This window comes from Pseudomonas sp. PDM19 (genome assembly GCF_014852215.1).
Taxonomy (GTDB): domain Bacteria; phylum Pseudomonadota; class Gammaproteobacteria; order Pseudomonadales; family Pseudomonadaceae; genus Pseudomonas.
The window spans coordinates 765,858-789,447 of sequence record NZ_JACVBG010000002.1; the positions used below are offsets into that span (position 1 = coordinate 765,858).

The 23,590-nt window shown below is 65.3% G+C and carries 24 protein-coding genes; 14 read left to right on the top strand and 10 right to left on the bottom strand.

From position 1 onward, the window contains the following. The first annotated feature begins 66 nt into the window (after positions 1–66). From IB273_RS11945 to IB273_RS11960, 4 genes are all read left to right on the top strand, one after another. Entirely contained in the window at positions 67–537 is a 471-nt protein-coding gene (locus IB273_RS11945; protein ID WP_192224148.1) for an MFS transporter, read from the top strand. 64 nt (positions 538–601) lie between these two features. Then, positions 602–1,048, top strand: coding sequence for an HIT family protein (locus IB273_RS11950; RefSeq protein WP_081520313.1), 447 nt, complete (start codon positions 602–604; stop codon positions 1,046–1,048). Positions 1,049–1,051: 3 nt separating this feature from the next. Further along, complete coding sequence (locus IB273_RS11955; protein WP_045212370.1) at positions 1,052–1,825, top strand: class II glutamine amidotransferase; 774 nt, start codon at positions 1,052–1,054, stop codon at positions 1,823–1,825. Between the two features lie 90 nt (positions 1,826–1,915). Then, positions 1,916–2,440 carry a DUF2937 family protein gene (locus tag IB273_RS11960; RefSeq protein ID WP_081520314.1) on the top strand — a complete coding sequence of 175 codons (525 nt, stop codon included), beginning with the start codon at positions 1,916–1,918 and terminating at the stop codon, positions 2,438–2,440. Between the two features lie 47 nt (positions 2,441–2,487). On the opposite strand, the gene aceK is transcribed toward IB273_RS11960, so the two are convergent. Then, entirely contained in the window at positions 2,488–4,224 is a 1,737-nt protein-coding gene (aceK, locus tag IB273_RS11965; protein ID WP_151187905.1) for a bifunctional isocitrate dehydrogenase kinase/phosphatase, read from the bottom strand. Between the two features lie 175 nt (positions 4,225–4,399). On the opposite strand from aceK, the gene IB273_RS11970 reads away from it, so the two are divergent. Both IB273_RS11970 and IB273_RS11975 read left to right on the top strand, forming a co-directional pair. Then, positions 4,400–4,897 (top strand): GNAT family N-acetyltransferase, encoded by a 498-nt coding sequence (locus IB273_RS11970; RefSeq protein ID WP_192224149.1) that lies wholly within the window; start codon positions 4,400–4,402, stop codon positions 4,895–4,897. Between the two features lie 85 nt (positions 4,898–4,982). Beyond that, positions 4,983–5,888, top strand: coding sequence for a DMT family transporter (locus IB273_RS11975; RefSeq protein WP_192224150.1), 906 nt, complete (start codon positions 4,983–4,985; stop codon positions 5,886–5,888). Positions 5,889–5,936: 48 nt separating this feature from the next. Here the strand turns inward: IB273_RS11975 and IB273_RS11980 are convergent, their stop codons facing one another. From IB273_RS11980 to IB273_RS12000, 5 genes are all read right to left on the bottom strand, one after another. Then, positions 5,937–6,842, bottom strand: a complete 906-nt coding sequence (locus IB273_RS11980) for a DMT family transporter (protein ID WP_151187903.1) — start codon at positions 6,840–6,842, stop codon at positions 5,937–5,939. A gap of 441 nt (positions 6,843–7,283) precedes the next feature. Continuing rightward, positions 7,284–8,378, bottom strand: coding sequence for a polyamine ABC transporter substrate-binding protein (locus IB273_RS11985; RefSeq protein WP_081520319.1), 1,095 nt, complete (start codon positions 8,376–8,378; stop codon positions 7,284–7,286). Positions 8,379–8,589: 211 nt separating this feature from the next. Further along, positions 8,590–9,564, bottom strand: coding sequence for a cysteine synthase A (cysK, locus tag IB273_RS11990; RefSeq protein ID WP_081520320.1), 975 nt, complete (start codon positions 9,562–9,564; stop codon positions 8,590–8,592). Between the two features lie 81 nt (positions 9,565–9,645). Next, entirely contained in the window at positions 9,646–9,846 is a 201-nt protein-coding gene (locus tag IB273_RS11995) for a helix-turn-helix transcriptional regulator (RefSeq protein WP_081520321.1), read from the bottom strand. A 22-nt stretch (positions 9,847–9,868) separates the two neighbouring features. Continuing rightward, the gene (locus tag IB273_RS12000; protein ID WP_081520322.1) at positions 9,869–10,258 is read right to left on the bottom strand and encodes a hypothetical protein; all 390 of its coding nucleotides are present in this window, start codon (positions 10,256–10,258) and stop codon (positions 9,869–9,871) included. Positions 10,259–10,488: 230 nt separating this feature from the next. On the opposite strand from IB273_RS12000, the gene IB273_RS12005 reads away from it, so the two are divergent. From IB273_RS12005 to IB273_RS12020, 4 genes are all read left to right on the top strand, one after another. After that, entirely contained in the window at positions 10,489–11,334 is an 846-nt protein-coding gene (locus tag IB273_RS12005; protein WP_151187902.1) for an AAA family ATPase, read from the top strand. 134 nt (positions 11,335–11,468) lie between these two features. Further along, positions 11,469–12,650, top strand: coding sequence for a vWA domain-containing protein (locus IB273_RS12010; protein WP_192224151.1), 1,182 nt, complete (start codon positions 11,469–11,471; stop codon positions 12,648–12,650). 224 nt (positions 12,651–12,874) lie between these two features. Then, positions 12,875–13,894, top strand: coding sequence for an AraC family transcriptional regulator (locus tag IB273_RS12015; protein WP_151187901.1), 1,020 nt, complete (start codon positions 12,875–12,877; stop codon positions 13,892–13,894). Positions 13,895–13,997: 103 nt separating this feature from the next. Beyond that, a complete protein-coding gene (locus IB273_RS12020) occupies positions 13,998–14,213 on the top strand; it encodes a DUF3079 domain-containing protein (RefSeq protein WP_081520326.1) in 216 nt (71 codons plus the stop codon). Positions 14,214–14,288: 75 nt separating this feature from the next. Here the strand turns inward: IB273_RS12020 and IB273_RS12025 are convergent, their stop codons facing one another. The 3 genes from IB273_RS12025 to IB273_RS12035 all read right to left on the bottom strand — a co-directional run bounded on the left by IB273_RS12025 (position 14,289) and on the right by IB273_RS12035 (position 18,696). After that, positions 14,289–14,858: a hypothetical protein gene (locus tag IB273_RS12025; RefSeq protein ID WP_192224152.1), complete on the bottom strand. Its 570-nt coding sequence runs from the start codon at positions 14,856–14,858 to the stop codon at positions 14,289–14,291. Between the two features lie 132 nt (positions 14,859–14,990). Beyond that, positions 14,991–16,037: a class I SAM-dependent methyltransferase gene (locus tag IB273_RS12030; protein ID WP_081520328.1), complete on the bottom strand. Its 1,047-nt coding sequence runs from the start codon at positions 16,035–16,037 to the stop codon at positions 14,991–14,993. A 199-nt stretch (positions 16,038–16,236) separates the two neighbouring features. Further along, the gene (locus tag IB273_RS12035) at positions 16,237–18,696 is read right to left on the bottom strand and encodes a DUF3772 domain-containing protein (protein WP_192224153.1); all 2,460 of its coding nucleotides are present in this window, start codon (positions 18,694–18,696) and stop codon (positions 16,237–16,239) included. Between the two features lie 251 nt (positions 18,697–18,947). Between IB273_RS12035 and IB273_RS12040 the strand changes: the two genes are divergently transcribed. The 4 genes from IB273_RS12040 to IB273_RS31615 all read left to right on the top strand — a co-directional run bounded on the left by IB273_RS12040 (position 18,948) and on the right by IB273_RS31615 (position 22,577). Beyond that, positions 18,948–19,988 carry a histone deacetylase family protein gene (locus tag IB273_RS12040; protein ID WP_081520330.1) on the top strand — a complete coding sequence of 347 codons (1,041 nt, stop codon included), beginning with the start codon at positions 18,948–18,950 and terminating at the stop codon, positions 19,986–19,988. Between the two features lie 87 nt (positions 19,989–20,075). Further along, a complete protein-coding gene (locus tag IB273_RS12045) occupies positions 20,076–21,173 on the top strand; it encodes an extracellular solute-binding protein (protein WP_081520354.1) in 1,098 nt (365 codons plus the stop codon). Between the two features lie 155 nt (positions 21,174–21,328). Next, positions 21,329–22,267 carry a DMT family transporter gene (locus IB273_RS12050; RefSeq protein WP_081520331.1) on the top strand — a complete coding sequence of 313 codons (939 nt, stop codon included), beginning with the start codon at positions 21,329–21,331 and terminating at the stop codon, positions 22,265–22,267. A gap of 175 nt (positions 22,268–22,442) precedes the next feature. Next, complete coding sequence (locus IB273_RS31615) at positions 22,443–22,577, top strand: PA1414 family protein (protein WP_263866012.1); 135 nt, start codon at positions 22,443–22,445, stop codon at positions 22,575–22,577. 75 nt (positions 22,578–22,652) lie between these two features. Here the strand turns inward: IB273_RS31615 and IB273_RS12055 are convergent, their stop codons facing one another. After that, a complete protein-coding gene (locus IB273_RS12055; protein ID WP_151187897.1) occupies positions 22,653–23,378 on the bottom strand; it encodes an MBL fold metallo-hydrolase in 726 nt (241 codons plus the stop codon). Positions 23,379–23,590 lie beyond the last annotated feature (212 nt).

Consider the following 23,590-nt stretch of genomic DNA (forward strand, 5'->3'; position numbering starts at 1 on the left):
GCGCACCCATGGGGAAAAGCAGCTATCATACGCACCCCTCTGTCGACACCGCACGTACGCACGCGCATGAACGAACACGATTACACGCTTGCCTGGGGCGCTTATATTGCCGCCGGCCTTGGCCTGACCCTGGTCTGGTTCCTGATGACCGGCTGGATGTGGCGCTGGCTGCGCGAACCCCTGCGGGTGATCGTCATCGTCCTGCTGTTCACCCCGACCCCGGTGGACCCGGCGAACAACCTGTACGCCCCGGCGATCGCCATTACCGCGCTGGACGTGGTGTTCAAGGTTGGCAACAACGCCTGGCGCGCCGTCTCCGACCTCGCCCTGGTGCTGCTCGCCGCGTTCGGCCTGTACCTGCTGGTCGTGCTGATCCGCTGGCCACTGGAGCGTTCGCTGAAGAAGCGCCGCCAGGACAAGGAAGCGGAAGACGAGCCGACCCTGCGCCAGCTGATGCAGCCTGAACTGGTGGAAGGCGTGAACTCCCACCCCAGTGAGCGGCACGACAATCGTGCGCGGATCGAACCGCGCCTGTAGACCGACCTTGCGTCCTGCCCCGCACGCGTCCAGCATGAACTGAACGGCCTTTCGAGGAGTTCCCATGGACTGCGTGTTCTGCGCCATCGCGGCCGGTCGCGTGCCGGCCCGTATCCTCTACGAAGACGACCATTTCATCGTGCTGCTGGACATCTACCCGCTGCGCCCCGCGCACCTGCTGCTGGTGGCCCGCGAGCACGCGACCTTCCTGCACCAACTATCCGAAGCGGCGCAGCAGGACCTGATCCCGCTGGCCGAGCGCATGGAGCGCGTGCTGCGTCGTGCCGGCTACGGGCGGGTCGGCATCAACCTGCTGGTGAACGATGGCCCCGCGGCCAACCAGCACGTCGAACATTTTCATCTGCACCTTATCCCGCGTGAGCTGAACGACCTGCCGGCCTTGCTGCTGCGCGTGCTCACGCGGTTCCTGCCGCTGGGGCGGAAAAGGATGCAGAATCGCCTGGAACGCGAGCTGCATCAGCTGCGCGAGGCACTGATGGAGGAGAACTGATTCATGTGCGAGTTGCTCGGCATGAGCGCCAACGTCCCGACGGACATCGTCTTCAGCTTCACCGGGCTGATGCAGCGCGGCGGCGGCACCGGCCCGCACCGCGACGGCTGGGGCATCGCCTTCTATGAAGGGCGCGGTGTGCGGCTGTTCCAGGACCCGTCCGCCAGCGTCGATTCGGAAGTCGCGCGGCTGGTGCAGCGCTACCCGATCAAGAGCGAGGCGGTGATCGGCCACATCCGCCAGGCCAACGTCGGCAAGGTCTGCCTGTCCAACACCCACCCGTTCGTGCGCGAAATGGGCGGGCGCTACTGGACCTTCGCCCACAACGGCCAGCTCGCCGACTTCCATCCCGAGCCCGGTCTCTACCGCGCGGTGGGCGACACCGACAGCGAAGCAGCCTTCTGCGATCTGCTCAACCGCGTGCGCCGTGCCTTCCCCGAGCCAGTGCCGGTGGAGGTGTTGCTGCCCACCCTGGTCACCGCCTGCGCCTCCTACCGCGAGAAGGGCGTGTTCAACTGCCTGCTCAGTGACGGCGACTGGCTGTTTACCTTCTGCAGCACCAAGCTGGCCTGGATCACCCGCCGCGCGCCATTCGGGCCGGCACGCCTGCGCGATGCCGACGTCACGGTGGACTTCCAGTCGGAAACCACACCCAACGATGTGGTCACGGTGATCGCCACCGAACCGTTGACTGACAACGAAAACTGGACCCTGATGCAGGGCGGCGAATGGATGCTCTGGTGGCGTGGCGAGATCGTCACCCAGGGCCGCATCTGATCGGGACGTGAAGCATTCCCGGAATGCCGGTGCGGCAAGCGGGAGAATCCGGCGTCGCCTTGCACATCCATAAGAACGAAGGGGGAAAGAATGCTGCGCAGCTACGTACGCATGGTGCTGTTTGCACTGGGGCTGATGGTCGCGGTCCAGGTGCCGGGCTTCATCAAGGATTACGCGCAACGCGTCGACGCCCATCGCATCGAGGCGACTCAGGCGCTGCAGGGCTTCAAGGACACATCGGGGCAGTTCTTCAAGGGTGACCTGAGTGCCCTGGTGGCGCATTACCGCGGGAGTGCCGACCCGGTCTTCCAGCGTGACGCCGACAACATCGAGCGCCTGATGCGCCGTGCCCAGCTGTTCGAGAACGAATGGCAGGCCCTGCAGGGCCCCTGGTACCAGCGCGCCCTGCACATGGTGACGGCGCCAAACCATGAATTGCTGCAGGAAACCTACGAGAACTACCGCTACCAGGTGGTGCTGGAGCCCGAGGCCATTGGCTGGGCGCTGGCCGGCGGGCTGCTGCTGGCGTGGATCGCCGAGGTGCTGATGGCTTCGCTGGCAGCCCTGGTTGGCCTGGGGGACAACCGTCGCGCCTCGCGGCGGCACTGGAACTGACGGTTTTTCATAAGGGCGCGCTCCAGCAGGAGCGCGCCTGACTTGGCCTAGCGCGCCAGCGCTTCCTCCGGCGATTCGTGGCGGCGGTAGGGGAACACGTCGATCACTTTCCCCGCGCGAATCTGCTCCTGCAGTCCCTTCCAGTAATCCGCGTCGAACAGGTTGCCGTGCAGCTTGGCGAATTGCCGGCGCAGCTTCAGGTCGACGAACAGGAAGCGCGGGAACTCTTCCGGGAACACATCCATCGGCCCCACCGAATACCAGGGCTCGGAGGACATCTCGTCTTCCTCGTAGCGCGCTGGCGGGATGTGGCGGAAATGGACTTCGGTGAGGTAGCAGATCTCGTCGTAGTCGTAGAACACCACGCGGCCATGGCGGGTGACGCCGAAGTTCTTCAGCAGCATGTCGCCGGGGAAGATGTTCGCCGCCGCCAGTTGCTTGATCGCCAGGCCGTAGTCTTTCAGCGCTTCTTCCACCTGCGCCGGCGTGGCGTGCTCCAGATAGATGTTCAGCGGGGTCATGCGGCGCTCGGTCCAGCAGTGACGGATCAGCACCACGTCGCCTTCGAGCATCACGGTGGAGGGCGCGACGTCCAGCAGTTCGGCGAGGCAGTCCGGGTCGAACTTGCGTACCGGGAAGCGGAAGTCGGCGAACTGCTGGGTATCGGCCAGGCGCCCGACGCGGTCATGGTTCTTCACCAGCTGGTACTTCTGGATCACTGTGGCGTGGTCCACGGTCTTGGCCGGGTTGAAGTTGTCCTTGATGATCTTGAACACGGTGTTGAAGCCCGGCAGGGTGAACACGCTCATCACCATGCCGCGCACGCCGGGGGCCATGACGAAGCGGTCGTCGGTGGTCGCCAGGTGGTTGATCAGTGCGCGGTAGAACTCGCTCTTGCCCTGCTTGTAGAAGCCGATGGAGGTGTACAGCTCGGCGATGTGCTTGCCCGGCAGCAGGCGCTTGAGGAAGGCGACCATCTCCGCCGGCACCGGCGCGTCGACCATGAAGTAGGAGCGGGTGAAGGAGAAGATGATCGAGACTTCCGCCTCGTCGGTGATCACCGTGTCGAACTGGATGCCGCGCCCTTCGTGGTGCACCAGCGGGAACACCAGCGGCCACTGCTCTTCCGGGGTGAACAGGCGGCCGACCAGGTAGGCACCCTTGTTGCGGTAGAACACCGAGCCGATCAGTTCGATGGTCAGAGTCGGGTCCTTGCACACCCAGTCCGGCAGGTTGGCGTGCAGCAGGCTGTCCAGGCGCTGCAGGTCGCGTTCGCGGTCATCGTAGTCCACGGCGAAACGGTAGTCGTCGAAGATGCTTTCCAGCGCCTGGCGCAGCTGGCCGCCGGGGCGGTAGATACGGGTGTGCGGATCACGCGAATGGGCGCGCAGCGAGGGCCGGGTCGTGTGCACGAACATCGTGCCGTCGCTGATGTTGTCGTGGCTGAACAGGCCGCAGAAGATCGAGTTGAACCAGGTTTCCGCCAACTCATCGTCCAGGCGCGGGTCGATCAGGGTGATGTAGGCACTCTTGGCGATGGGCCAGCGCTCCACGTCCACCAGGTCGATGCCGGCCATGGCGCGGGTCAGTCTGCCCACGGTCTCGGCGACCATTTCCTCGTACAGTTCGATGCGTTCGGCGGAGGCGCGCTGGGCTTCCTGCCACTGTGCCTGCTCGAAACGCGCGGGCGCCCCGGCGGTGATCTGGTGGAACTTCGCGCGGTAGTCGTCGAAGCCTTCGAGGATCAGGGTCGCAATCTCGGTCGCCGGCCAGTGATGAGCCATGGGAGCGCCTCTGCTGGGTTCTGGTGCAGCGAGCTTAGCCATGGGAAACGGTGAGGGAAAGGGCGATTTCGCCGGAGGATCGTGGCGCTTTCCGGTGAAATTAGCGCGTATGCTGGCCGGCCACGCTCTTGGATAAAGAGCCCTGGAAACCCCTTCGGCAAGGAGCCGACACGCAATGGAAGACTTTCGCATCGAGCGCTGTACGGAACAGCACATCAATGGCCTCGCGGCGCTCTACAACGATCCGGCGGTGGCACGTCAGGTGCTGCAGATGCCGCACCAGGCGCCGGATCTGTGGCGCAAGCGACTGGTGCTGGAAGACGAGCGCCGCATCACGCTGATGGCGATGCACCAGGACCAGGTGATCGGCAGTGCCAGCCTCGAACAATTCCCCCGCGTGCGTCGTAGCCAATGCGGCAGCATCGGCATGGGTGTCGCCGTAGCCTGGCAGGGGCGCGGAGTTGGCACGCGGCTGCTGGCTGAACTGATGGACGTCGCCGACAACTGGATGGGCCTGCGTCGCGTCGAGCTGACCGTCTACACCGACAATGCGCCGGCCATCGCGCTGTACCGCAAGTTCGGTTTCGAGGTGGAAGGAACGCTGCGCGAATTCGCCCTGCGCGACGGCGTTTACGCCGACGTGCTGAGCATGGCTCGCCTGCGTCGTATCTGACAGTGGACTTTGAAAGTCAGCTATGGATGGATGGTGTCTGCCGCCGGCGTAGGCTGATGGCTTACCTGCCCTGGAGCTTTTCGCGATGAATCCCGCTGCTCTGCTGAATATGTTCGGGCTGGCCGCCATCTGGGGCGCCAGCTTCCTGTTCATGCGCCAACTGGTGCCTGCCATCGGCGTGATGCCGACGGCGTTCTTCCGTGTGCTGCTGTCGGCCATCGGGCTGGTGGTGATCATGCTGGCCCTGCGCACGCGCTGGGATTTCCGCGGCAAGCTGGTGCGTCTTCTGCTGATCGGCGTGATCGCCTCTGGCATCCCGGTGCTGATGTACAGCCTGGCGGCGCAGTTCCTGCCGGCGGGGTATTCGGCGATCTTCAACGCCACCACGCCGCTGATGGGCGTGCTGATCGGTTCGCTGTTCTTCGGTGAGGCGCTCACCGGCGGCAAGGCGCTCGGCGTGCTGCTGGGGTTGGCGGGCGTAGCGGTGCTGACCCGCGCCGGCCCGGTCCCCTTCGATGCCCAGGTGCTCTGGGGCGCCGCCGCCTGCCTGGTGGCGACGACCTGCTACGGCTTCGCCGGGTATTTCACCAAGCGCTGGATCAACGACCAGGGCGGCCTGGACTTCGCCGTCTCTGCCCTGGGCAGCCAGATGGGCTCAACCCTGTGCCTGCTGCCGTTCTTCCTCGGTACCAGCCTCGACATGCCGCTGGCGCCGCTGGCCGACCCGAAGATCCTGCTGGCGCTGGCCGGGCTGGGCTTCCTCTGCACGTCCTTCGCCTACGTCCTGTACTTCCGCCTGCTGGCCAGCATCGGCCCGCTGAAGACCATGACGGTGACCTTCCTGATTCCGCCGTTCGGTGTGTTCTGGGGCGTGCTGCTGCTGGATGAGTCGCTTTCCTGGGCGCACCTGCAGGGTGGTGTGCTGATTGCCCTGGCGCTGTGGCTGGTACTGCGCCCGGCGCCGCAGCCGAAGGCCGAGGCAGCCAACTGAGCGAAGCGCAGGCGAGGAGCGATCCTCGCCTGCGTCTTTCGGGGCCGGCTAGCGGTTATCCACAGCCTGTGTCGACTTGGATTCACTGGCCGGGGCTGCCGGGCGGAAGACCAGCATCAAGCCCAGCACGATCAGCCCCATGCCCAGCAGGCCAAGGGCGGACAGGCGATTGCCGAACACCGCGTAATCCATCAGCGCCGTGACCGCCGGCACCAGGTAGAACAGGCTGGTGACGTTGACCAGGTTGCCCGCCGCGATCATCCGGTAGAGCAGCACGGTGGCCAGCACCGAGACCATCAGGCCCATCCACAGCGCACTGAGGATGAACGCGGCGTTCCACTCCACATGCAGCGGCTGGAAGGGCGCGACGCCAATGCACAGCGCGAGCCCGGCCATGTACTGCAGGGGCAGTGTGCCCAGCGGGTTCTCGCGGATGTTCTTCTGCAGGATCGAGCCGCCGGTGATCGACAGTAGCGCCAGCAGGCAGCAGGCCAGGCCGGCGAAGGTCAGGCCTGACAGTCCGATGCTCTGGTAGACCACCATCACCAGCCCGATCAGCCCCAGCGCGAGGCCGCCCAGTCGCGGCGCCGAATGCCGGCGTTCGAGCAGAAAGCTGGTCAGCATCGGCTGCACGCCCAGAACGGTGGCGATGACGCCGGGGGTGACGTGCAGGTCCAGCGCCATCAGGTAGAAGATCGGGTAGATGCCCAGCATCACCAGGCCGGTGAGCACGGCGTGGCGCACCTGCTTGCGCTCGCGCGGCCAGCGCAGGCCGATCAGCGGCGAGAGGATCAGCAGAGCCACCAGCGCGGTGCCGAAGCGGGCGATGAGGAAGACCATCGGCGAAGCATGGGCCAGGCCCCACTTGCTGATGATGGCGGCGCTGCTCCACAGCAGCACGAACAGGGAGGTGCTGGCCAGGGCGGCCAGGGAGGAACGGTTGAGCGAAATCATGCAATGCACCTGTCGTCAGGCAGATCACGACCGGCCATCAATAGGCCGGACACAGACCGGGCGCCGCGTCAGTTGAGCGCGGAAAACCAGGCGATGGAAAACGCGTGTGGCGTCAGAAGCTCACGCCGGGTGGCGGGTAGGCCGCACCGGGAGGCGGAGGCGACGCGACAGCGACGACAGGGGGCGGGGGAGGGCAGGCCGCGCCCGCACCCACGCCGCAGGCCGGGGAGGCTGCAACGGTGATTGCCGGATCGGGCAATGGGTATCGGGACATGGAAGGCGAACCTGTTCAGTGGGGCAGCATCTGTGCTGCGTGGGCTGACTATAGCGGCCCGGATCGCCGCTGGCGAGCCCTGTGCGAGTTGCGCGGCAAAGCGCGACTTGCGCGACGAAAACGACAACGCGCGGCCGGGGCCGCGCGTTGTCAGGCAAGGGTGACGCTTACTTGCCGGTCTTGATGGTGTTCCAGGTGCGGGTACGCACGCGGTCGATCTTCATCGGCATGGATTCGAGGGCGAACAGCTTGGCCATCTTGTCCTGCGGCGGGTAGATCGCAGGGTCTGCCTTGATCGCCTTGTCCACCAGCGGGTCGGCAGCCAGGTTGCCGTTGGCGTAGTGCACGTAGTTGCTCACGCCAGCCATTACTTCGGGGCGCAGCAGGTAGTTCATGAAGGCGTAGGCGGCCTTCTCATCCGGCGCGTCGTTGGGCATGGCGACCATGTCGAACCACAGCGGCGAGCCTTCCTTCGGCGTGGAGTACTGGATTTCCACGCCGTTCTTGGCTTCCTTGGCGCGGGTGGCGGCCTGCAGGATGTCGCCGGAGAAGCCGACGGCTACGCAGATCTCGCCGTTGGCCAGGTCGCTGACGTACTTGGAGGAGTGGAAGTAGCGGATGTACGGACGCACCTTGAGCAGCGCTTCCTCGGCCTTCTTGTAGTCATCCAGTTTCTGGCTGTGATGCGGCAGGCCCAGGTAGTTCAGGGTGATCGGCAGCAGCTCCGGGCCGTTGTCCAGCACCGCTACGCCGCACTTGGCCAGCTTCTCCATGTACTCGGGCTTGAAGAAGATGTCCCAGGAGTCGATCGGCGCGTTGTCGCCCAGCACTTCCTTGATCTTGGCCGGGTTGTAGCCGATGCCGGTGGTGCCCCACAGGTAGGGGAAGCCGTGCTCGTTGCCCGGATCGTTCACTTCCAGTGCCTTCATCAGCACCGGGTTGAGGTTCTTCCAGTTCGGCAGCTGGCTCTTGTCCAGCTTCTTCAGCGCGCCGGCCTGGATCTGCTTGGCCATGAAGTGGTTCGACGGCACCACGATGTCGTAACCGGATTTGCCGGTCATCAGCTTGCCATCGAGGGTCTCGTTGCTGTCGTAGACGTCGTAGGTCGCCTGGATGCCGGTTTCCTTGGTGAAGGTCGGCACGGTGTCCGGGGCGATGTAGTCGGACCAGTTGTAGATCTTCACGTTATCGGCCTGGGCGGCGCCGGCGGCAACGGAGAGGGAGAGTGCAAGGGTGGAGAGCAACGGGGCGGAAATTTTCATTCTTGTGTTCCTGACAACGGTGCGGAAAGCCCGGGCCATCCGCGAAAGATGGGCGACGCTTCGTCGCGGGCTGCGCAAGAATTAACCATTTTGCCGGAACATGGCGAGGGGCCATGGCTGCCTGCGGGTCCGCAGACAGCGCATGTGACCCGAGCCGCACCGATTCGGAACGGCAGGTAGGAATCCGCCCCGCAGAGGGGCGGAATAGAGCTTACTGGACCAGTTCCTGGTCCTCGAACAGGCCGTCGAAGAGCATGGTGGAGAGGTAGCGCTCGCCCGAGTCCGGCAGCACCACGACAATGGTCTTGCCCTGCATGTTCGGCTCTTCGGCGAGCTTCACCGCGGCGGCCATGGCGGCGCCACTGGAGATGCCGCAGAGGATGCCTTCTTCCTGCATCAGGCGCAGGGCCATGTTCTTGGCGTCTTCGTCGGCGATGGTGGCGACGCGGTCGACCAGCGACAGGTCGAGGTTCTTCGGCACGAAGCCGGCGCCGATGCCCTGGATCTTGTGCGGGCTGGGCTTGATCTCTTCGCCGGCCAGGGCCTGGCTGATCACCGGCGAGGTGACCGGCTCGACAGCCACCGAGAGGATCGGCTTGCCCTTGGTGTTCTTGATGAAGCGCGACACACCGGTGAGGGTGCCGCCGGTGCCGACGCCGGCCACCAGCACGTCGACCGCGCCATCGGTGTCGTTCCAGATTTCCGGGCCGGTGGTCTTTTCGTGGATCGCCGGGTTGGCCGGGTTGTCGAACTGCGCCGGCATGAAGTACTTCGCCGGGTCGCTGGCGAGGATTTCCTCGGCCTTGGCGATCGCGCCCTTCATGCCCTTGGCCGGCTCGGTCAGGACGATCTCGGCGCCCAGGGCCTTGAGCACCTTGCGGCGTTCCAGGCTCATGGAGGAGGGCATGGTGAGGATCAGCTTGTAGCCACGGGCGGCGGCGACGAAGGCGAGGCCGATGCCGGTGTTGCCGGAGGTCGGCTCGACGATGGTCATGCCCGACTTCAGGCGGCCGCCGGACTCGGCATCCCAGATCATGTTGGCGCCGATCCGGCACTTCACCGAGTAGCCCGGGTTGCGCCCTTCGATCTTGGCCAGGATGGTGACGCCGCGCGGGGCGATGCGGTTGATCTGGACCAGCGGCGTGTTGCCGATGGACTGCGCGTTGTCGGCGAAAATGCGGCTCATGATGCGTTCCTTAGGTTCGGAGCTGTGCAGACCCAGCAGCCTATGCCCGGCGGGCTTCGTAGTCCAGTCGGCGGACCCGCCTCACTCGGGCTGCGCGTCGCTGAAGATGGCCTCGATGGGTAGGCCGAAGACCCGGGCTATACGAAAGGCCAGCGGCAGGCTGGGGTCGAACTTGCCACTCTCGATGGCGATCACGCTCTGCCGCGAAACCTGCAGTTGCAGGGCCAGGTCCTGCTGGCTCCAGCCGCGTTCGGCGCGCAGTGCCTTGAGGCGATTGTGCATGGTTGCTCCTTTCTCGGATCGGTCAGGCGAAGCGCCGGCGCAGCAGCACCACGGCCACGCCGTAGGCGGCCCAGAACAACGGGAAGGCGAGGATCACCGGGAAACGCGGCCAGGCGGCGTACTGCTCCAGGAAGCCCCAGGCGCTGAACAGCCCGACCACCACGCCGCCGGCCAGCATGGCGGCGCGGGACAGCAGGAAACGCAGGAATTCGTCCGGCTCGCTGCGCAGGTAGCGGTCGAATACATAGAGCATCGCCAGCAGTGGCAGCGCCGGAGAAGCGGCGGCCAGGACGCGCAGGGCATAAGGCAGCTTCTGCAGGTCCAGCCCCCAGCTGATCAGTGCGACCAGGGCGGAGTAAATGAACATGAGGGCGGCGCAGGACAGGGTGTAGCGGCGCAGGGCGGGATTCATCGAGGTCTCCTTGTGATGTAAAGCAAACTTAACATCGGGATTTCTTCGATGTAAAGTAAACTTGTCATCGACAGGCCATTTGCGATCAGTCATCCCCTGACCCGCCATTCAATGACTGAATGCCGCGTCTGCGTTCACACTCGCCTTGGCTGCGCGGTATAGTCGCAGCTTGTCCGACCATTCGCCCGGCCCGGCAGAGCGCCCGGCCCGCATCGTTCGAGGATTCACCGATGAAGTTCGAAGGCACCCAGTCCTACGTCGCCACCGACGACCTCAAGCTGGCGGTCAACGCCGCCATCACCCTGCAGCGCCCGCTGCTGGTGAAAGGCGAGCCGGGCACCGGCAAGACCATGCTCGCCGAACAGCTGGCGGAGTCCTTCGGCGCCAAGCTGATCACCTGGCACATCAAGTCCACCACCAAGGCCCACCAGGGGCTCTACGAGTACGACGCGGTCAGCCGCCTGCGCGACTCGCAGTTGGGCGTGGACAAGGTCCACGACGTGCGCAACTACATCAAGAAGGGCAAGCTCTGGGAGGCCTTCGAGGCCGAAGAGCGCGTGATCCTGCTGATCGACGAGATCGACAAGGCCGACATCGAGTTCCCCAACGACCTGTTGCAGGAACTCGACAAGATGGAGTTCTACGTTTACGAGACCAACGAGACGATCAAGGCGAAACAGCGCCCGATCATCATCATCACCTCGAACAACGAGAAGGAACTGCCGGACGCCTTCCTGCGCCGCTGCTTCTTCCACTACATAGCCTTCCCCGACCGCGAGACCCTGCAGAAGATCGTCGATGTGCACTACCCGAAGATCAGCGGCACGCTGGTCAGCGAGGCGCTGGACATCTTCTTCGACGTGCGCAAGGTGCCAGGCCTGAAGAAGAAGCCCTCCACCTCCGAACTGGTGGACTGGCTGAAGCTGCTGATGGCCGACAACATCGGCGAAGCCGTGCTGCGCGAGCGCGATCCCACCAAGGCCATCCCGCCGCTGGCTGGCGCCCTGGTGAAGAACGAGCAGGATGTGCAGCTGCTGGAACGCCTGGCGTTCATGAGCCGTCGCGCCAGTCGCTGATGTTCTGGCTTTTCCCCCTCTCCCTCTGGGAGAGGGCAGGGGTGAGGGCATGGCCACCGCGCCGTGTTTCCCCCTCACCCTGACCCTCTCCCAATGGGCGAGGGGACTGTCCGATTTTCTGTGAGGGCATATCCATGCTGCTCAACCTGTTCAACGAAATGCGCGCGGCCAAGGTGCCGGTGTCGGTACGCGAGCTGCTCGACCTGATCGATGCGCTCAAGCACCGCGTCGTGTTCGCCGACATGGACGAGTTCTACTACCTCGCCCGCACCATCATGGTGAAGGACGAGCGCCATTTCGATAAGTTCGACCGAGCCTTCGGCGCCTACTTCAAGGGCCTGGAAAAGCTCGACGACCACCTCAAGGCGCTGATCCCCGAAGAGTGGCTGCGCAAGGAGTTCGAGCGCCTGCTCACCGACGAGGAGCGCGCGCAGATCCAGTCCCTGGGCGGCCTGGACAAGCTCATCGAGGAGTTCAAGAAGCGCCTCGAAGAGCAGAAGGAACGCCATGCCGGCGGCAACAAGTGGATCGGCACCGGCGGCACCAGCCCGTTCGGTTCCGGCGGCTTCAACCCCGAGGGCATCCGCGTCGGCGACGCCGGCAAGCGCCAGGGCAAGGCCGCCAAGGTGTGGGACCAGCGCGAGTACAAGAACCTCGACGACCAGGTCGAGCTGGGCACGCGCAACATCAAGATCGCCCTGCGCCGCCTGCGCAAGTTCGCCCGTGAGGGCGCGGCGGAAGAGCTGGATATCGACGGCACCATCGACCACACCGCCAAGGATGCCGGGCTGCTCAACATCCAGATGCGTCCCGAGCGCCGCAATACCGTGAAGCTCCTGCTGCTGCTGGATATCGGCGGCTCCATGGATGCCCACGTGAAGGTCTGCGAGGAGCTGTTCTCGGCCTGCAAGACCGAGTTCAAGCACCTGGAGTACTTCTACTTCCACAACTTCATCTACGAATCGGTGTGGAAGAACAACCTGCGCCGCTCCAGCGAACGCACCGCCACCTTCGACCTGCTGCATAAATACGGGCCGGACTACAAGGTGGTGTTCGTCGGCGACGCCGCCATGGCGCCCTATGAGATCACCCAGGCCGGCGGCAGCGTCGAGCACTGGAACGAGGAAGCCGGCTACGTGTGGATGCAGCGCTTCATGGAGAAATACAAGAAGCTCATCTGGATCAACCCGTACCCGAAGGACACCTGGAACTACACCTCCTCCACCGGTCTGGTGCGCGAGCTGGTGAAGGAGCAGATGTTCCCGCTGACCCTGAGCGGTCTGGAAGAGGGCATGCGCTTCCTCTCGCGCGGTTGAGTTCCTCCACGTTTGAGCGCCGGGACGGTGCACCCGCACCGTCCCGGTGTCCGCAAAGGTAACCCTGCAGTCGGGCGGGAATTGTCCCGCCCGGCGTCGAAACCCCGCCCCGTGGGGATCGATACGGCCACGCTGGGTGGCCGGCACGCAACTTGCCTCACCCTGACCTGCGCCGGCCACGGTAACATCCGCTGGCGCGCCGTAGCGTCTACGATGGGCATCGAATGAATCCTCTGACCTTCTCCCGCTCCACCTGGCTCAACTCCCTGCACATGACCTCGCTGACCGTCGCGCTGATGGAGTCCGAGGGGCACAGCCGCGAGTCCATCCTCGAGGGCAGCGGCATCACCGGCGACGACCTGCTCGACCTGCGCCGGCTGGTCAGCCCCTGGCAGGAGCAGCAGGTCTTCGGCAATGTGCAGAGCCTCGCTGGCGAGCCGGCCCTTGGCCTGCGCCTGGGCGTGCGCACGCGGATCACCGCCTACGGTCTGCTGGGGTATGCGCTGATCTCCGCGCCGACCCTGGGCGAAGCATTGCGCATCGGCCTGAGCTACCCGGTGCTGCTGGGCACCTACTTCCACCTCGCGCTGGAAGTGGACGGCGACATGGCCTGGTTGGTCGCCACCGGCTACGGCGAAGAAGAAGAGCTGCGCCCGTTCAACACCGAGCTGTGCCTGGGCTCGCTGAAGGTGGCCTGCGCCGACCTGCTCGGCCAGCCGTTGCCGCTGGTGCGCGCTGAATTCGATTACGCCGGCCCGGCCGATCGCCGCGCGGCCTACGCCACGCTGTTCGGCTGCCAGCTGGAATTCGATTGCGCGCGCAGCGCCATCGGCTTCCCGGCAAGCTGGCTGAACATGCGCCTGCCGCTGGCCGACGCAGTGACCCACCGCGAGATGCTCGAACAGTGCCGCCGGCAGAACATCGACCTGGCCGCGCGCCGCGCCTGGCTCGACAAGGTCCGCGCGATCCTCGGCGAACGCCTGCAGGAACCGCCGGGCCTGGAAGAGCTGGCGCGCCGCCTGAACTGCTCCTCGCGCAGCCTGCGCCGGCACCTGCAACAGCAGCAGACCAGCTACCAGCAATTGCTCGACGAACTGCGTTTCGCCCGCGCCAAGGAACTGCTGCAGGACGGCGACATGCCGATCTACCGCATCGCCGAGGAGCTGGGCTTCAGCGAGACCGCCAGCCTGCGCCACGCCTTCCAGCGCTGGAGCGGCCAGCCGCCTAGCCACTTCCGTGCGTAAAGATGCGCATGAATTCCGCGCGAAATTGTCGCAGATCAAGGATCAGCTCGGTCTGACAGGCATAGCCTTCAGGAATCCCACAAGGAAACCCGAGGGCCTGACCATGGCCAAGAAATTTCCCCTCAATCCGCCGCATCCCGAGCGCATCTGCTGGGGCTGCGACCGCTATTGCCCGGCGACCAACCTGGCCTGCGGCAACGGCGCGGATCGCACCATGCACCCGGCCGAGATGCTCGGCGATGACTGGTACCAGTTCGGTGACTGGGGCATAGAAGCGCCCAACACGATTCCCACTGTGCAGCTGGAGCCCGCCAGCTAGCACGCTCCCGCGCCGTTGCGGCGCCGGAATGAAGAAAGCGCGCACTCCCTCCCCGGAGCGCGCGCTTTCGCGTCATCAGCCCTTGGCGGGAGTGATGCCGTAGATCTTCTGGAAGCGGGCGATCAGGCTGACCGGCTTCTTCTCTTCCTTCTGCATCAGGTAGACCACACGCTCGCCGTTGGGGCCGCTGGCGATTTCGGTGTGGCGGAAGATCGGTTCACCCAGGCCGTTCATGTCGACCATGTCGCCGTAGCGCTGGGCCACGTAGATCACGCCTTCCTGGCGAATTTCGCCGTAGAAGCCGGCCGCTGGCGGCAGGCTCTGCTTGTAGAACTGGTAGGAGGCGATCTTCTTCGCGTCCTTGTCCTTGTCTTCGGCACGCACGACCAGCACGACGTTCTGGCCGAACTTGTCCTTCTCGCCGACTTCCTTGGTGTAGGTGGTCTTGCCGGTCACGATGTAGTCCCGGTAGACGGTGGCGTCATCGAACAGGTAGAGGGTCTCGTCGGTGCGGACCAGGTACCAGTCGTCGTTGTTGGGGGTGGCTTCCTTGCTGGCGACCGGAGCCTGAGCGGCGCAGCCGGCGAGGGCGGCGACGAGCAGGGCGAGAGATGCAGCTTTGTTGGCAGTCTTTTTATTGAACATCTTGGGGGCTTCCCTGGGTTGAAAGCCTGCGAGTTTCAACGGGCCACATAACGGATTGATGACGGCAAAATGACGAATTGTTTCCGTGCTACAGCGCCCGTATTCCGGGCGCTGTAGCCGATCGGGGAGGCGTTACGGGCGGGCTTCGAGGATCAGGTTGAACGGCGTTTGCGCCGCGCGGCGGAAGCGGCTGAAACCGGCTTCCTCGAACACCTTGCGCAGGCGTGCTTCGCCGGCCTGAGCACCCAGCCCCAGCCCGACTTCCTGGGACAGCGAATTGGGCGTGCAGATGAAGGTCGAGGCGGCGTAGAACAGCCGGCCGACCGGGTTCTGGTTGTCATCCAGGTGGTCATTGGCGAAGGGTTCCACCAGCAGCACCGTGCCGTCCGCCTTCAGCGCCTGGCGTGCGTGCTGCGCGGCGCCCACCGGGTCACCCATGTCGTGCAGGCAGTCGAAGAAGCAGATCAGGTCGTAGTCGTTGCCGGGGTAATCCTTGGCGCTGGCGCGCTGGAAACTGGTGCGTTCGGCGACTTCGGCCTGCCCGGCGCGCTGGTTGGCCACGTCGATGGAAGGCTGGTGGTAGTCGAAGCCGACGAAAGTCGACGCCGGGAAGGACTGCGCCATGACGATGGTGGAGGCGCCGTGGCCGCAACCGACGTCGGCCACCCGCGCGCCGCCTTCGAGCTTGCCGACCACTTCGTCCAGGGCCGGCAGCCACTCTGCAACAAGGTGCGCGCGATAGCCGGGACGGAAGAACTTCTCGGTGCCGGAGAACATGCAGGGGTGGTGATCGCCCCAGGCCAGGCCGCCGTCCCCGCGCATGGCGGCGACCAGCTTGTCCTTGTCGTGGTAGAGCGCCGCAACCACGGAGGCACCACCGGCGACGTACACCGGCGAGTCCTCGATGGCCAGCGCCATGGCCTGTTCCTCGGGCAGGCGGAAGTTGCCGTCCTGGTGCTCCATGTAGCCGGAGGCGGCATGGGCGCTGAGCCATTCGCGCAGCAGGCGGGCATTGCAGCCGCTGCGTTCGGCCAGTTGTGCCGGGCTCAGCCACTGGCCGTCGGCCATGGCTTTGTAGAGGCCCAGTTCCTCGCCCAGGATGATGTTGGCGAGCATCGCCGCGCCACCCATGTCGGTGACCAGCTTGCCCATGAATTCGTTGAGTCTGGCTTCGTCCATCGCGCGATCTCCCGTGCGTAGCCGCGGGGAGGCCCGGCGGCAACCGAGGAAGGAAGGCGGCAGGCGGCGGTGCCGGATGCCGCGACGGGCGCCGGCCAACGGCGGGCACGGGACGCTGCAGGCGCAACGACGGCTCCCGCGCGGGACTGTTGCGCAAAGGCCGGCGAGGCGGCTGCCCCGCCGGCGTAACCCCTTCATTCTACGGCGGCGGATTCGGCCCGGTATCGTCGCCGACTTGCGGTGTTGCCGCTTCGTCGGCAGGCTCCGGGCGCGCCAGTTGCGGCCGCTGCAGGATCAGGTTCTGCGGTGTGCTCAGGCTGATGCCGGCCTCGCGCAGGCCGCTGAAAATGGTGAAGAGCAGGTCGCTCTTGGTCGAGTACACCGCTCGCGGGCTGCTGACGTTGCCCGAAGCAGCCAGGGTCAGGCCGGTGGCGCTCAGGTCCTTGAAAGTCACCGAAGGGGCCGGCGTCTCGACGATGTTCTCGTGTTCGCTGTAGGCCTTGAGCATCAGTTCGCGGACCTTCTGCACGTCGGTATCCAGCGGCAGGGTGAGGTTGATGCCGACCACGCCCAGCGCGCTGCCCATGGTCACGTTGCGCACGTTCTGCGAGATGAACTGGGAATTCGGCACGATCACCGTGGACTGGTCGGACATCTGGATTTCCGTGGCGCGCACGTTGATTCGCCGGATGTCGCCCTCCACGCCACCGGTCAGGCTGACCCAGTCGCCGACCTTCACCGGGCGCTCGGTGAGCAGGATCAGGCCGGAGATGAAGTTCTGCACGATGGCCTGCAGGCCGAAACCGATACCCACCGACAGGGCGCTGACCACCCAGGTCAGGCTGGTGAGGTTGATGCGCAGCGCCGAGAGCACCAGCAACACCAGGATGACCATGCCGATGTAGCCCACCAGTGTCACCAGCGAGGCGCGCATGCCTGCGTCCATGCGCGTTTCCGGCAGCAGCTCGTCGGCCAGCCAGCGCTTGAGCAGGCGCAGGCCGAACAGGCCGGCGGCCAGAGTGCCGAGGGCCAGCAGGATGTCCTGCGGGACGATGTTCAGGCGCCCCAGCGACTGGCCGCTTTCCACCAGTTGCACCAGGCCCTGGAGCAGTTCGCCGGGGCTGGTGCCGGAGGTGGAGAAGGCGATCAGCAGAGTGGACAGCACCAGCAACGTGCGCCCCGCGCCGGTCAGCAGGGTGGCGAATTGCGCCTGGTGGCGCGGATCGACGCCGAGGTTTTCCGCCAGCCGCTCGCCGATCGGCTGGCGCGGCGACAGCAGCACTTCGCAAAGGTCGACGAACAGGCTCGTCAGCAGGTAGCCGGTGGCGCACACCACGCTGGCCCAGAGCAGCTTGCCTGCAAAAAAGTACGCCAGTGACAGATAGCCGGTGGCCAGTGCCAGCACGATCAGCAGCACCGTGACCAGCATTGCGAACACCAGGATGCCGGCCAGCGGCGAGGTTTCGTGGCCTTCGGCTTCGCGGCGCGCAACGCGATAGCGATACAGCGCGATGCCGTAGAGCAGGGCCGTCGCCAGGGCGGTGAGGCCGTTGACCGCCACGGTCAACGCGAGGCTGGCGCCGCTGGAGCTGTTGATGCGATCCAGCGTGCCCAGCACCAGCAGCATCCAGGCCATCAGCCAGGGGAAGGGCGAAAGGGCGGTGGCCACTGCGTCGGGCAGGTCGGGCAGTCGCCAGGACGGCCTCTGCACGGCCAGCAGGGCGCGGCCCAGGCCGGCGGTGAAGGTGCAGAAGATCACCAGCGAGAGCATCTGGTTGCCGAGGTTGTCCATGTTGCCGCTGAGCTGGCCGTGCCAGTTCATGCCTTCGTGGATCACCGTGGCGCCGCCACCGAGGGTGAGGATGGTGGCCAGGCCGACCGCCACCGCCAGGGCGCTGCGGCGCAGGCGGCCCACCGGAATCCAGCGGATCATCGCCTTGGTCAGCAACTGCTCCAGCAGGCGCCGGCCGGGAATCCACAACAGCAGGGCGACGAGCAGGCTGGCGATGAAGGGCGAGCGGTGCTCGGGCCGCCAGACCGTGGCGAAGGCGTCGCCGATCTGCGCGCGCATGGATTGCAGGCGCGTCAGGTCGTCGTCGGTGGGGCGGATCAGGTTCGACCAGAAGCTGGGGCTCAGCGGCGGCGGGTAGCGCGTGGCGATCTGCGAGTTGAACTGGCTGCGGCGCAGGTTGACGATCTGCGCGGCGAGGTCCTGGGCGTTCTTGTCCAGCTGGTTGGCGCGCTCCAGCTGTTTCTGCAGGTCCTTCTGGGCATCCGTCAGGTCGTTGCGCTGCCGGGTCAGGCTTTCGGCCTCGTTGGGCGTGACCGGGCCGAGCACCTTGAGCTGGTCTTCGGTGCGCGACAGCGCGGTGCCGATATCGGTGGCGTTCTGCTCCGCGCGGGCCTGAACGGCCAGAGCGGACTGCCGCAGGTTCGACAGCAGGCCATCGTCGCTGTCGGCGGAGACGCGCTGGCGGATCAGTTCGAGGCGAGCGCCCAACTGCTCGACGCCAGCATCCTCGGGCAGCTCCGGCAGCTGGATGGAATCGCCGGCCTGGACATCGGTCGGCTCGTCTGCCAGCACGGCGCCAACGCCCGCCAGCAACAAGGTCAGCATCAGCAGCGCACGGCTGCAGGCGCGTACGAAGGTTTCCCGCATCTTCCCCCATCCTGTGGTCAAAACGCTTGATGATGTTCGACCGGTTCAGCCCCCGGACAATTCCCTGAGCATAGCGCCGCTGCGGTGGGTCTTTGCCGGGCCCAAGCGGATAATCAACGCATGCAGATGGTTAAGGGTCATAAATTCTGGCCACATCGATCCCCTTTTGGCCGCTTCCGCTGTTCTGCGCGAGACGGTCGCTGGGCAGAATTCCGTCACCGGACAACAAGAATCCTTCAGAGGGTACTCCCATGCTTACCGTGTACAGCGATGATCACCGCCTGCATTTCGGCCAGTCCGAACTGGTCGACGGCAAACTCCAGCCCTGCTTCGAGATGCCCAGCCGCGCGGACACCGTGCTGGCCCGCGTGAAGTCGCAGAACCTGGGCGAAATCATCGAGCCCAAGGACTTCGGCATGGAGCCGATCCTGCGCGCGCACAACACCCGCTACGTCGAATTCCTCAAGGGCGCCTGGGCCCGCTGGGCGGCCGAAGGCCACACCGGCGACCTGGTCTCCACCACCTTCCCGGGGCGCCGCCTGCTGCGCGACGGTCCGATCCCGACTGCGCTGATGGGCGAAGTGGGCCACTACAGCTTCGACACCGAGGCACCGATCACCGCCGGCACCTGGCAGGCCGTGTACAGCTCGGCCCAGGTCGCGCTGACCGCCCAGGACCACATGCGCCAGGGCGCCAGCACCGCCTTCGCCCTGTGCCGTCCGCCGGGCCACCACGCCGGCAGCGACTTCATGGGCGGCTACTGCTTCCTGAACAACGCCGCCATCGTCAGCCAGGCGTTCCTCGACCAGGGCGCCAAGCGCGTGGCCATCCTCGACGTGGACTACCACCACGGCAACGGCACCCAGGACATCTTCTACCGCCGCAACGACGTGCTGTTCGCCTCGATCCACGGCGACCCGCTGGTGGAGTACCCGTACTTCCTCGGTCACGCCAACGAGCACGGCGAAGGCGCCGGCGAGGGCTACAACCACAACTACCCGCTGCCCCATGGCACCGGCTGGGACGGCTGGTTCGCCGCGCTGGAAGACGCTTGCCGGAAGATCGCGGACTACGCGCCTGACGCGGTGGTTGTATCGCTGGGCGTGGATACGTATAAGGACGACCCGATTTCCGAGTTCAAGCTGGACAGCCCGGACTACCTGAAGATGGGCGAGCGAATCGCCGCACTGGGTATTCCGACCCTGTTCATCATGGAAGGCGGTTACGCGGTGGAGGCCATCGGCGTCAACGCGGTGAACGTGCTGCAGGGCTACGAAGGCGCTGCACGCTGATAAGACGAATCGGGCGGATGAGAATCCGCCCGTTTGCTTTTCATTGCTCGCAACCTTTTGCGCGAGCGCATCCAGCTGGGGAAGGACATGAACAAGAATACCGCGCTGCGCGGCCTGCTCGCCGCCGCCACCCTCGTCACGGCCAGCGCCGCCAGCGCTGCGCCGGAAGTGCGCATCTACAACTGGTTCGACTACATCGGCCCGGACACCCTCAAAGGCTTCCAGGGCGAGACCGGCATCAAGCCGCAATATGACGTCTACGACAGCAACGAAGTGCTGGAAGCCAAGCTGCTTTCCGGGCACTCGGGCTATGACGTGGTCGTGCCCAGCGACAGCTTCCTCCCCAACTACCTCAAGGCCGGCGTGTTCCAGCCGCTGGACAAGAGCAAGCTGCCGAACTGGAAGAACCTCAATCCCGCACTGCTCAAGGTGCTGGAGAGCAAGGACCCGGGCAACCAGTACGTGATGCCCTACATGTGGGGCACCAACGGCATCGCCTACAACGTCGACAAGGTCAAGGCCGTGCTCGGCGACAACGCACCGCTGGACTCCTGGGACCTGGTGTTCAAGCCGGAAAACCTCGCCAAGCTGAAATCCTGTGGCGTGGCCTTCCTCGACTCGCCCACCGAGGTGATCCCGCAGGTCCTGCATTACCTGGGCCTGTCGCCCAACAGCCACAACCCGGACGACTACAAGAAGGCCGAGGCACTGCTGGCGAAGCTGCGCCCGAACATCACCTACTTCAGTTCCTCGAAGTTCGTCACTGACCTCGCCAACGGCGACGTCTGCGTGGCCCTGGCCTGGTCCGGCGGCGCGATGCAGGCGGCCAATCGCGCCAAGGAAGCCGGCAACGGCATCCACATCGAGTACCGCATTCCCAAGGAAGGCGCCGCCGCCTGGTTCGACGTGCTGGCGATTCCGAAGGATTCGAAGAACGTCGAGCAGGCCCATGCCTTCCTCAACTACCTGCTGCGCCCGGAAGTGGTCGCGCCGATCTCCGACTACGTGGCCTACGCCAACCCCAACCAGGCGGCGGACGGACTGATCTCCAGGGAGCTGCACGACAACCCCAACGTCTACCCGCCGGCGGACGTGCAGGCCAAGCTGTTCTCGGTGGAAATGCTGCCGCCGAAACTGGAGCGCATCCGCACCCGCACCTGGACCCAGGTGAAATCCGGGAAATAATGTCGTCTTCAGCTTCCTGAACAGCGGATTTCCGTTGGCGGCCGGCTGGCGCGAACTGGCATGATCGGCGGACTTTCTTCGAGGAAGTCCGCCGATCGTCCTTTTGGCTTCCCGCTTTTCTTCAATTGCCGTGCCTCTTGCTGCCGAGCCTTGCCATGAACTCCCAAGCCAATATCGTCGAACGCAAGGGCGCCGACGCCTTCGCCATCCAGGTCATGACTGGCCTGTGCGTGATCTGGGGTATCCAGGCAGTGATGGTGAAACTGGCCGCGCCGGACATCGCGCCGATCATGCAGGCCTTCGGGCGCAACCTGGTGGCTGCCGTGGCGGTGGGCCTGATCATGTGCTGGCGCGGCGGCTGGGACGGCTTCCTGCGCCAGGGCACGCTCAAGGGTGGGCTGCTGGCCGGGGTGCTGTTCGCCGCCGAGTTCTTCTTCATCGCCCAGGGGCTGGTCTATACGTCGGCCTCGCACATGGCGGTGTTCATCTACACGGCGCCGATCTTCTCGGCGCTGGCGCTGCATTTCCTGCTGCCCAGCGAGCGTCTGCGGCCGCTGCAGTGGCTGGGGATCGGCGTGTGCTTCGGCGGCATCGCGATGTGCTTCGGCGGTGGCTTCGACTTCGCCAACCTGGACAGCCGCATGCTGCTGGGCGATGCCTTCGGCGTACTTGCCGGGTTCGCCTGGGGCATGACCACGGTGGCGGTGCGCACCACGCGGCTGTCCGAGGCCAAACCGATCCTGACGCTGTTCTACCAGTTGCTGATAGCCGCACTGCTGCTGCCCTTCGCCGCACTGGCGCTGGGCAAGACCCATGACGTCAGCTTCACCGCCATCGGCGTGGGTAGTGTGCTGTTCCAGGGGCTGGTGGTTTCGTTCTTCAGCTACTTCACCTGGTTCTGGCTGCTGCGCCGCTACCTGGCGTCGAACCTGGCGGTGTTTTCCTTCATGACGCCGATGTTCGGCATCGCTTTCGGCGTGCTGATTCTTGGCGAGCCGCTGACCCTGAATTTCATCGCGGGCGCTGTGCTGGTACTGGCGGGCATCACGCTGGTAAGCAGCGAGCAATGGATTCGCCGGATGCTTCGCCGCTGAGTTGGGAAATGTCGTGCTCTTGATTCAGGTCAGGCGCTGCGGCGGGGGAAGACGATAGTCTTTGTTGCAAGGAGTGAGTGGCACGGGCGGAGAGTGGGACGCCGGGCTATTCTTCCTAGGGCGGCCCATGGTGGTAACGGGCCGCCCGACCTGAATTCGTACAAGGAGGCATTCCATGAAAGTCTGGCTGCAAAGCATTGCGTGGAAACTCGGTGTCGCGCTCGGCCTGATCGAGCCTCCACGTCTGCAACCCATCCCTGTCCGCCGCGACGAGCAACGTCGCCTGATGGAGCAGCGCCGGCGCTACTGATCGCGCCCCGCCCATCGCAAAAGGAAAACCCGCCAGCTGGCGGGTTTTTTGTTTTGGCTCTTCTCGGATGGCCCGTTATTCGTGGGCGTTGAACCAGTCGTCGATCATCACCTTCAGCCGCTCCCCGGAGAAGCTGTCGAAGTGCCCGCCATGCACGGTACGCACCGGCAGCTCGCGCAGGCGCGCCAGGCTCGCGGCGTAGTCGTCGAGGTTGGAGTGGTAGGCGTCCTCGATGAGCGGGCCGTCGTAGATGATGTCGCCGGAGAACAGCGTCTGCGTTTTCTCTTCCCATAGGCTGATGCCGCCCGGCGAGTGCCCGGGGGTGTGCAGCACCTGCAGGGTACGGTCACCAAGGTCGAGCACGTCGCCTTCATCGATGGTGCGGGTCGCCGGTGCGGCCTTGACGCGGTATTCGGCGTAGCACAGCGGGCAGTCCGGGTGCGCGTCGAACATCTCGTCGTCGACGAAGGCGGTGGCCAGGGTGCGTTCGCCGTCGGGGCTGGCCAGGATGTCCGCTTCGGCCGGGTGCACCAGGCGCTCGTCGAACTCGTGGTGGCCGGCGATGTGGTCGAAGTGGGTGTGGCTGGCCACGGCCAGCAGCGGGCGGTCGGTGAGCCAGGGCAGTTGTTCGCGCAGGCTGACCAGGCCGGAGCCACTGTCCACCAGCACGTCGCGCTCGCGTCCCTGGATGTGCCACATGTTGCAGCGATAGAAAGGGCGGACGTAAGGCTCGTGGATCAGGCTGACGCCGTCGTAGCAGTGACGGACCTCGAACCAGCGGTCACGGGTGACGATCTTCATGAGTCGGATTCCGGGTGGGATGCGCGACGCGTCCAGCGCGCGGATCGCGGGTGACTGTGCATTCACCCTAACCTCTCCCAGAGGGAGAGGGAACCGTTCGGAACCTGGGGGGGGAGTGGCCGGCGCCGGTAGCTGCGCCAGACACCCGGCTCCGCGCGTTTCCCGCTCCCTCTGGGAGAGGGCAGGGCGGCGGGGCGGGTTGTGGATAACCC

Excerpts from the sequence above, each read along its gene's own strand:
- IB273_RS11945 (WP_192224148.1), top strand. The coding sequence starts at position 67 with ATGAACGAACACGATTACACGCTTGCCTGGGGCGCTTATATTGCCGCC.
- IB273_RS11950 (WP_081520313.1), top strand. The coding sequence starts at position 602 with ATGGACTGCGTGTTCTGCGCCATCGCGGCCGGTCGCGTGCCGGCCCGT.
- IB273_RS11955 (WP_045212370.1), top strand. The coding sequence starts at position 1,052 with ATGTGCGAGTTGCTCGGCATGAGCGCCAACGTCCCGACGGACATCGTC.
- IB273_RS11960 (WP_081520314.1), top strand. The coding sequence starts at position 1,916 with ATGCTGCGCAGCTACGTACGCATGGTGCTGTTTGCACTGGGGCTGATG.
- aceK (WP_151187905.1), bottom strand. The coding sequence starts at position 4,224 with ATGGCTCATCACTGGCCGGCGACCGAGATTGCGACCCTGATCCTCGAA.
- IB273_RS11970 (WP_192224149.1), top strand. The coding sequence starts at position 4,400 with ATGGAAGACTTTCGCATCGAGCGCTGTACGGAACAGCACATCAATGGC.
- IB273_RS11975 (WP_192224150.1), top strand. The coding sequence starts at position 4,983 with ATGAATCCCGCTGCTCTGCTGAATATGTTCGGGCTGGCCGCCATCTGG.
- IB273_RS11980 (WP_151187903.1), bottom strand. The coding sequence starts at position 6,842 with ATGATTTCGCTCAACCGTTCCTCCCTGGCCGCCCTGGCCAGCACCTCC.
- IB273_RS11985 (WP_081520319.1), bottom strand. The coding sequence starts at position 8,378 with ATGAAAATTTCCGCCCCGTTGCTCTCCACCCTTGCACTCTCCCTCTCC.
- cysK (WP_081520320.1), bottom strand. The coding sequence starts at position 9,564 with ATGAGCCGCATTTTCGCCGACAACGCGCAGTCCATCGGCAACACGCCG.
- IB273_RS11995 (WP_081520321.1), bottom strand. The coding sequence starts at position 9,846 with ATGCACAATCGCCTCAAGGCACTGCGCGCCGAACGCGGCTGGAGCCAG.
- IB273_RS12000 (WP_081520322.1), bottom strand. The coding sequence starts at position 10,258 with ATGAATCCCGCCCTGCGCCGCTACACCCTGTCCTGCGCCGCCCTCATG.
- IB273_RS12005 (WP_151187902.1), top strand. The coding sequence starts at position 10,489 with ATGAAGTTCGAAGGCACCCAGTCCTACGTCGCCACCGACGACCTCAAG.
- IB273_RS12010 (WP_192224151.1), top strand. The coding sequence starts at position 11,469 with ATGCTGCTCAACCTGTTCAACGAAATGCGCGCGGCCAAGGTGCCGGTG.
- IB273_RS12015 (WP_151187901.1), top strand. The coding sequence starts at position 12,875 with ATGAATCCTCTGACCTTCTCCCGCTCCACCTGGCTCAACTCCCTGCAC.
- IB273_RS12020 (WP_081520326.1), top strand. The coding sequence starts at position 13,998 with ATGGCCAAGAAATTTCCCCTCAATCCGCCGCATCCCGAGCGCATCTGC.
- IB273_RS12025 (WP_192224152.1), bottom strand. The coding sequence starts at position 14,858 with ATGTTCAATAAAAAGACTGCCAACAAAGCTGCATCTCTCGCCCTGCTC.
- IB273_RS12030 (WP_081520328.1), bottom strand. The coding sequence starts at position 16,037 with ATGGACGAAGCCAGACTCAACGAATTCATGGGCAAGCTGGTCACCGAC.
- IB273_RS12035 (WP_192224153.1), bottom strand. The coding sequence starts at position 18,696 with ATGCGGGAAACCTTCGTACGCGCCTGCAGCCGTGCGCTGCTGATGCTG.
- IB273_RS12040 (WP_081520330.1), top strand. The coding sequence starts at position 18,948 with ATGCTTACCGTGTACAGCGATGATCACCGCCTGCATTTCGGCCAGTCC.
- IB273_RS12045 (WP_081520354.1), top strand. The coding sequence starts at position 20,076 with ATGAACAAGAATACCGCGCTGCGCGGCCTGCTCGCCGCCGCCACCCTC.
- IB273_RS12050 (WP_081520331.1), top strand. The coding sequence starts at position 21,329 with ATGAACTCCCAAGCCAATATCGTCGAACGCAAGGGCGCCGACGCCTTC.
- IB273_RS31615 (WP_263866012.1), top strand. The coding sequence starts at position 22,443 with ATGAAAGTCTGGCTGCAAAGCATTGCGTGGAAACTCGGTGTCGCGCTC.
- IB273_RS12055 (WP_151187897.1), bottom strand. The coding sequence starts at position 23,378 with ATGAAGATCGTCACCCGTGACCGCTGGTTCGAGGTCCGTCACTGCTAC.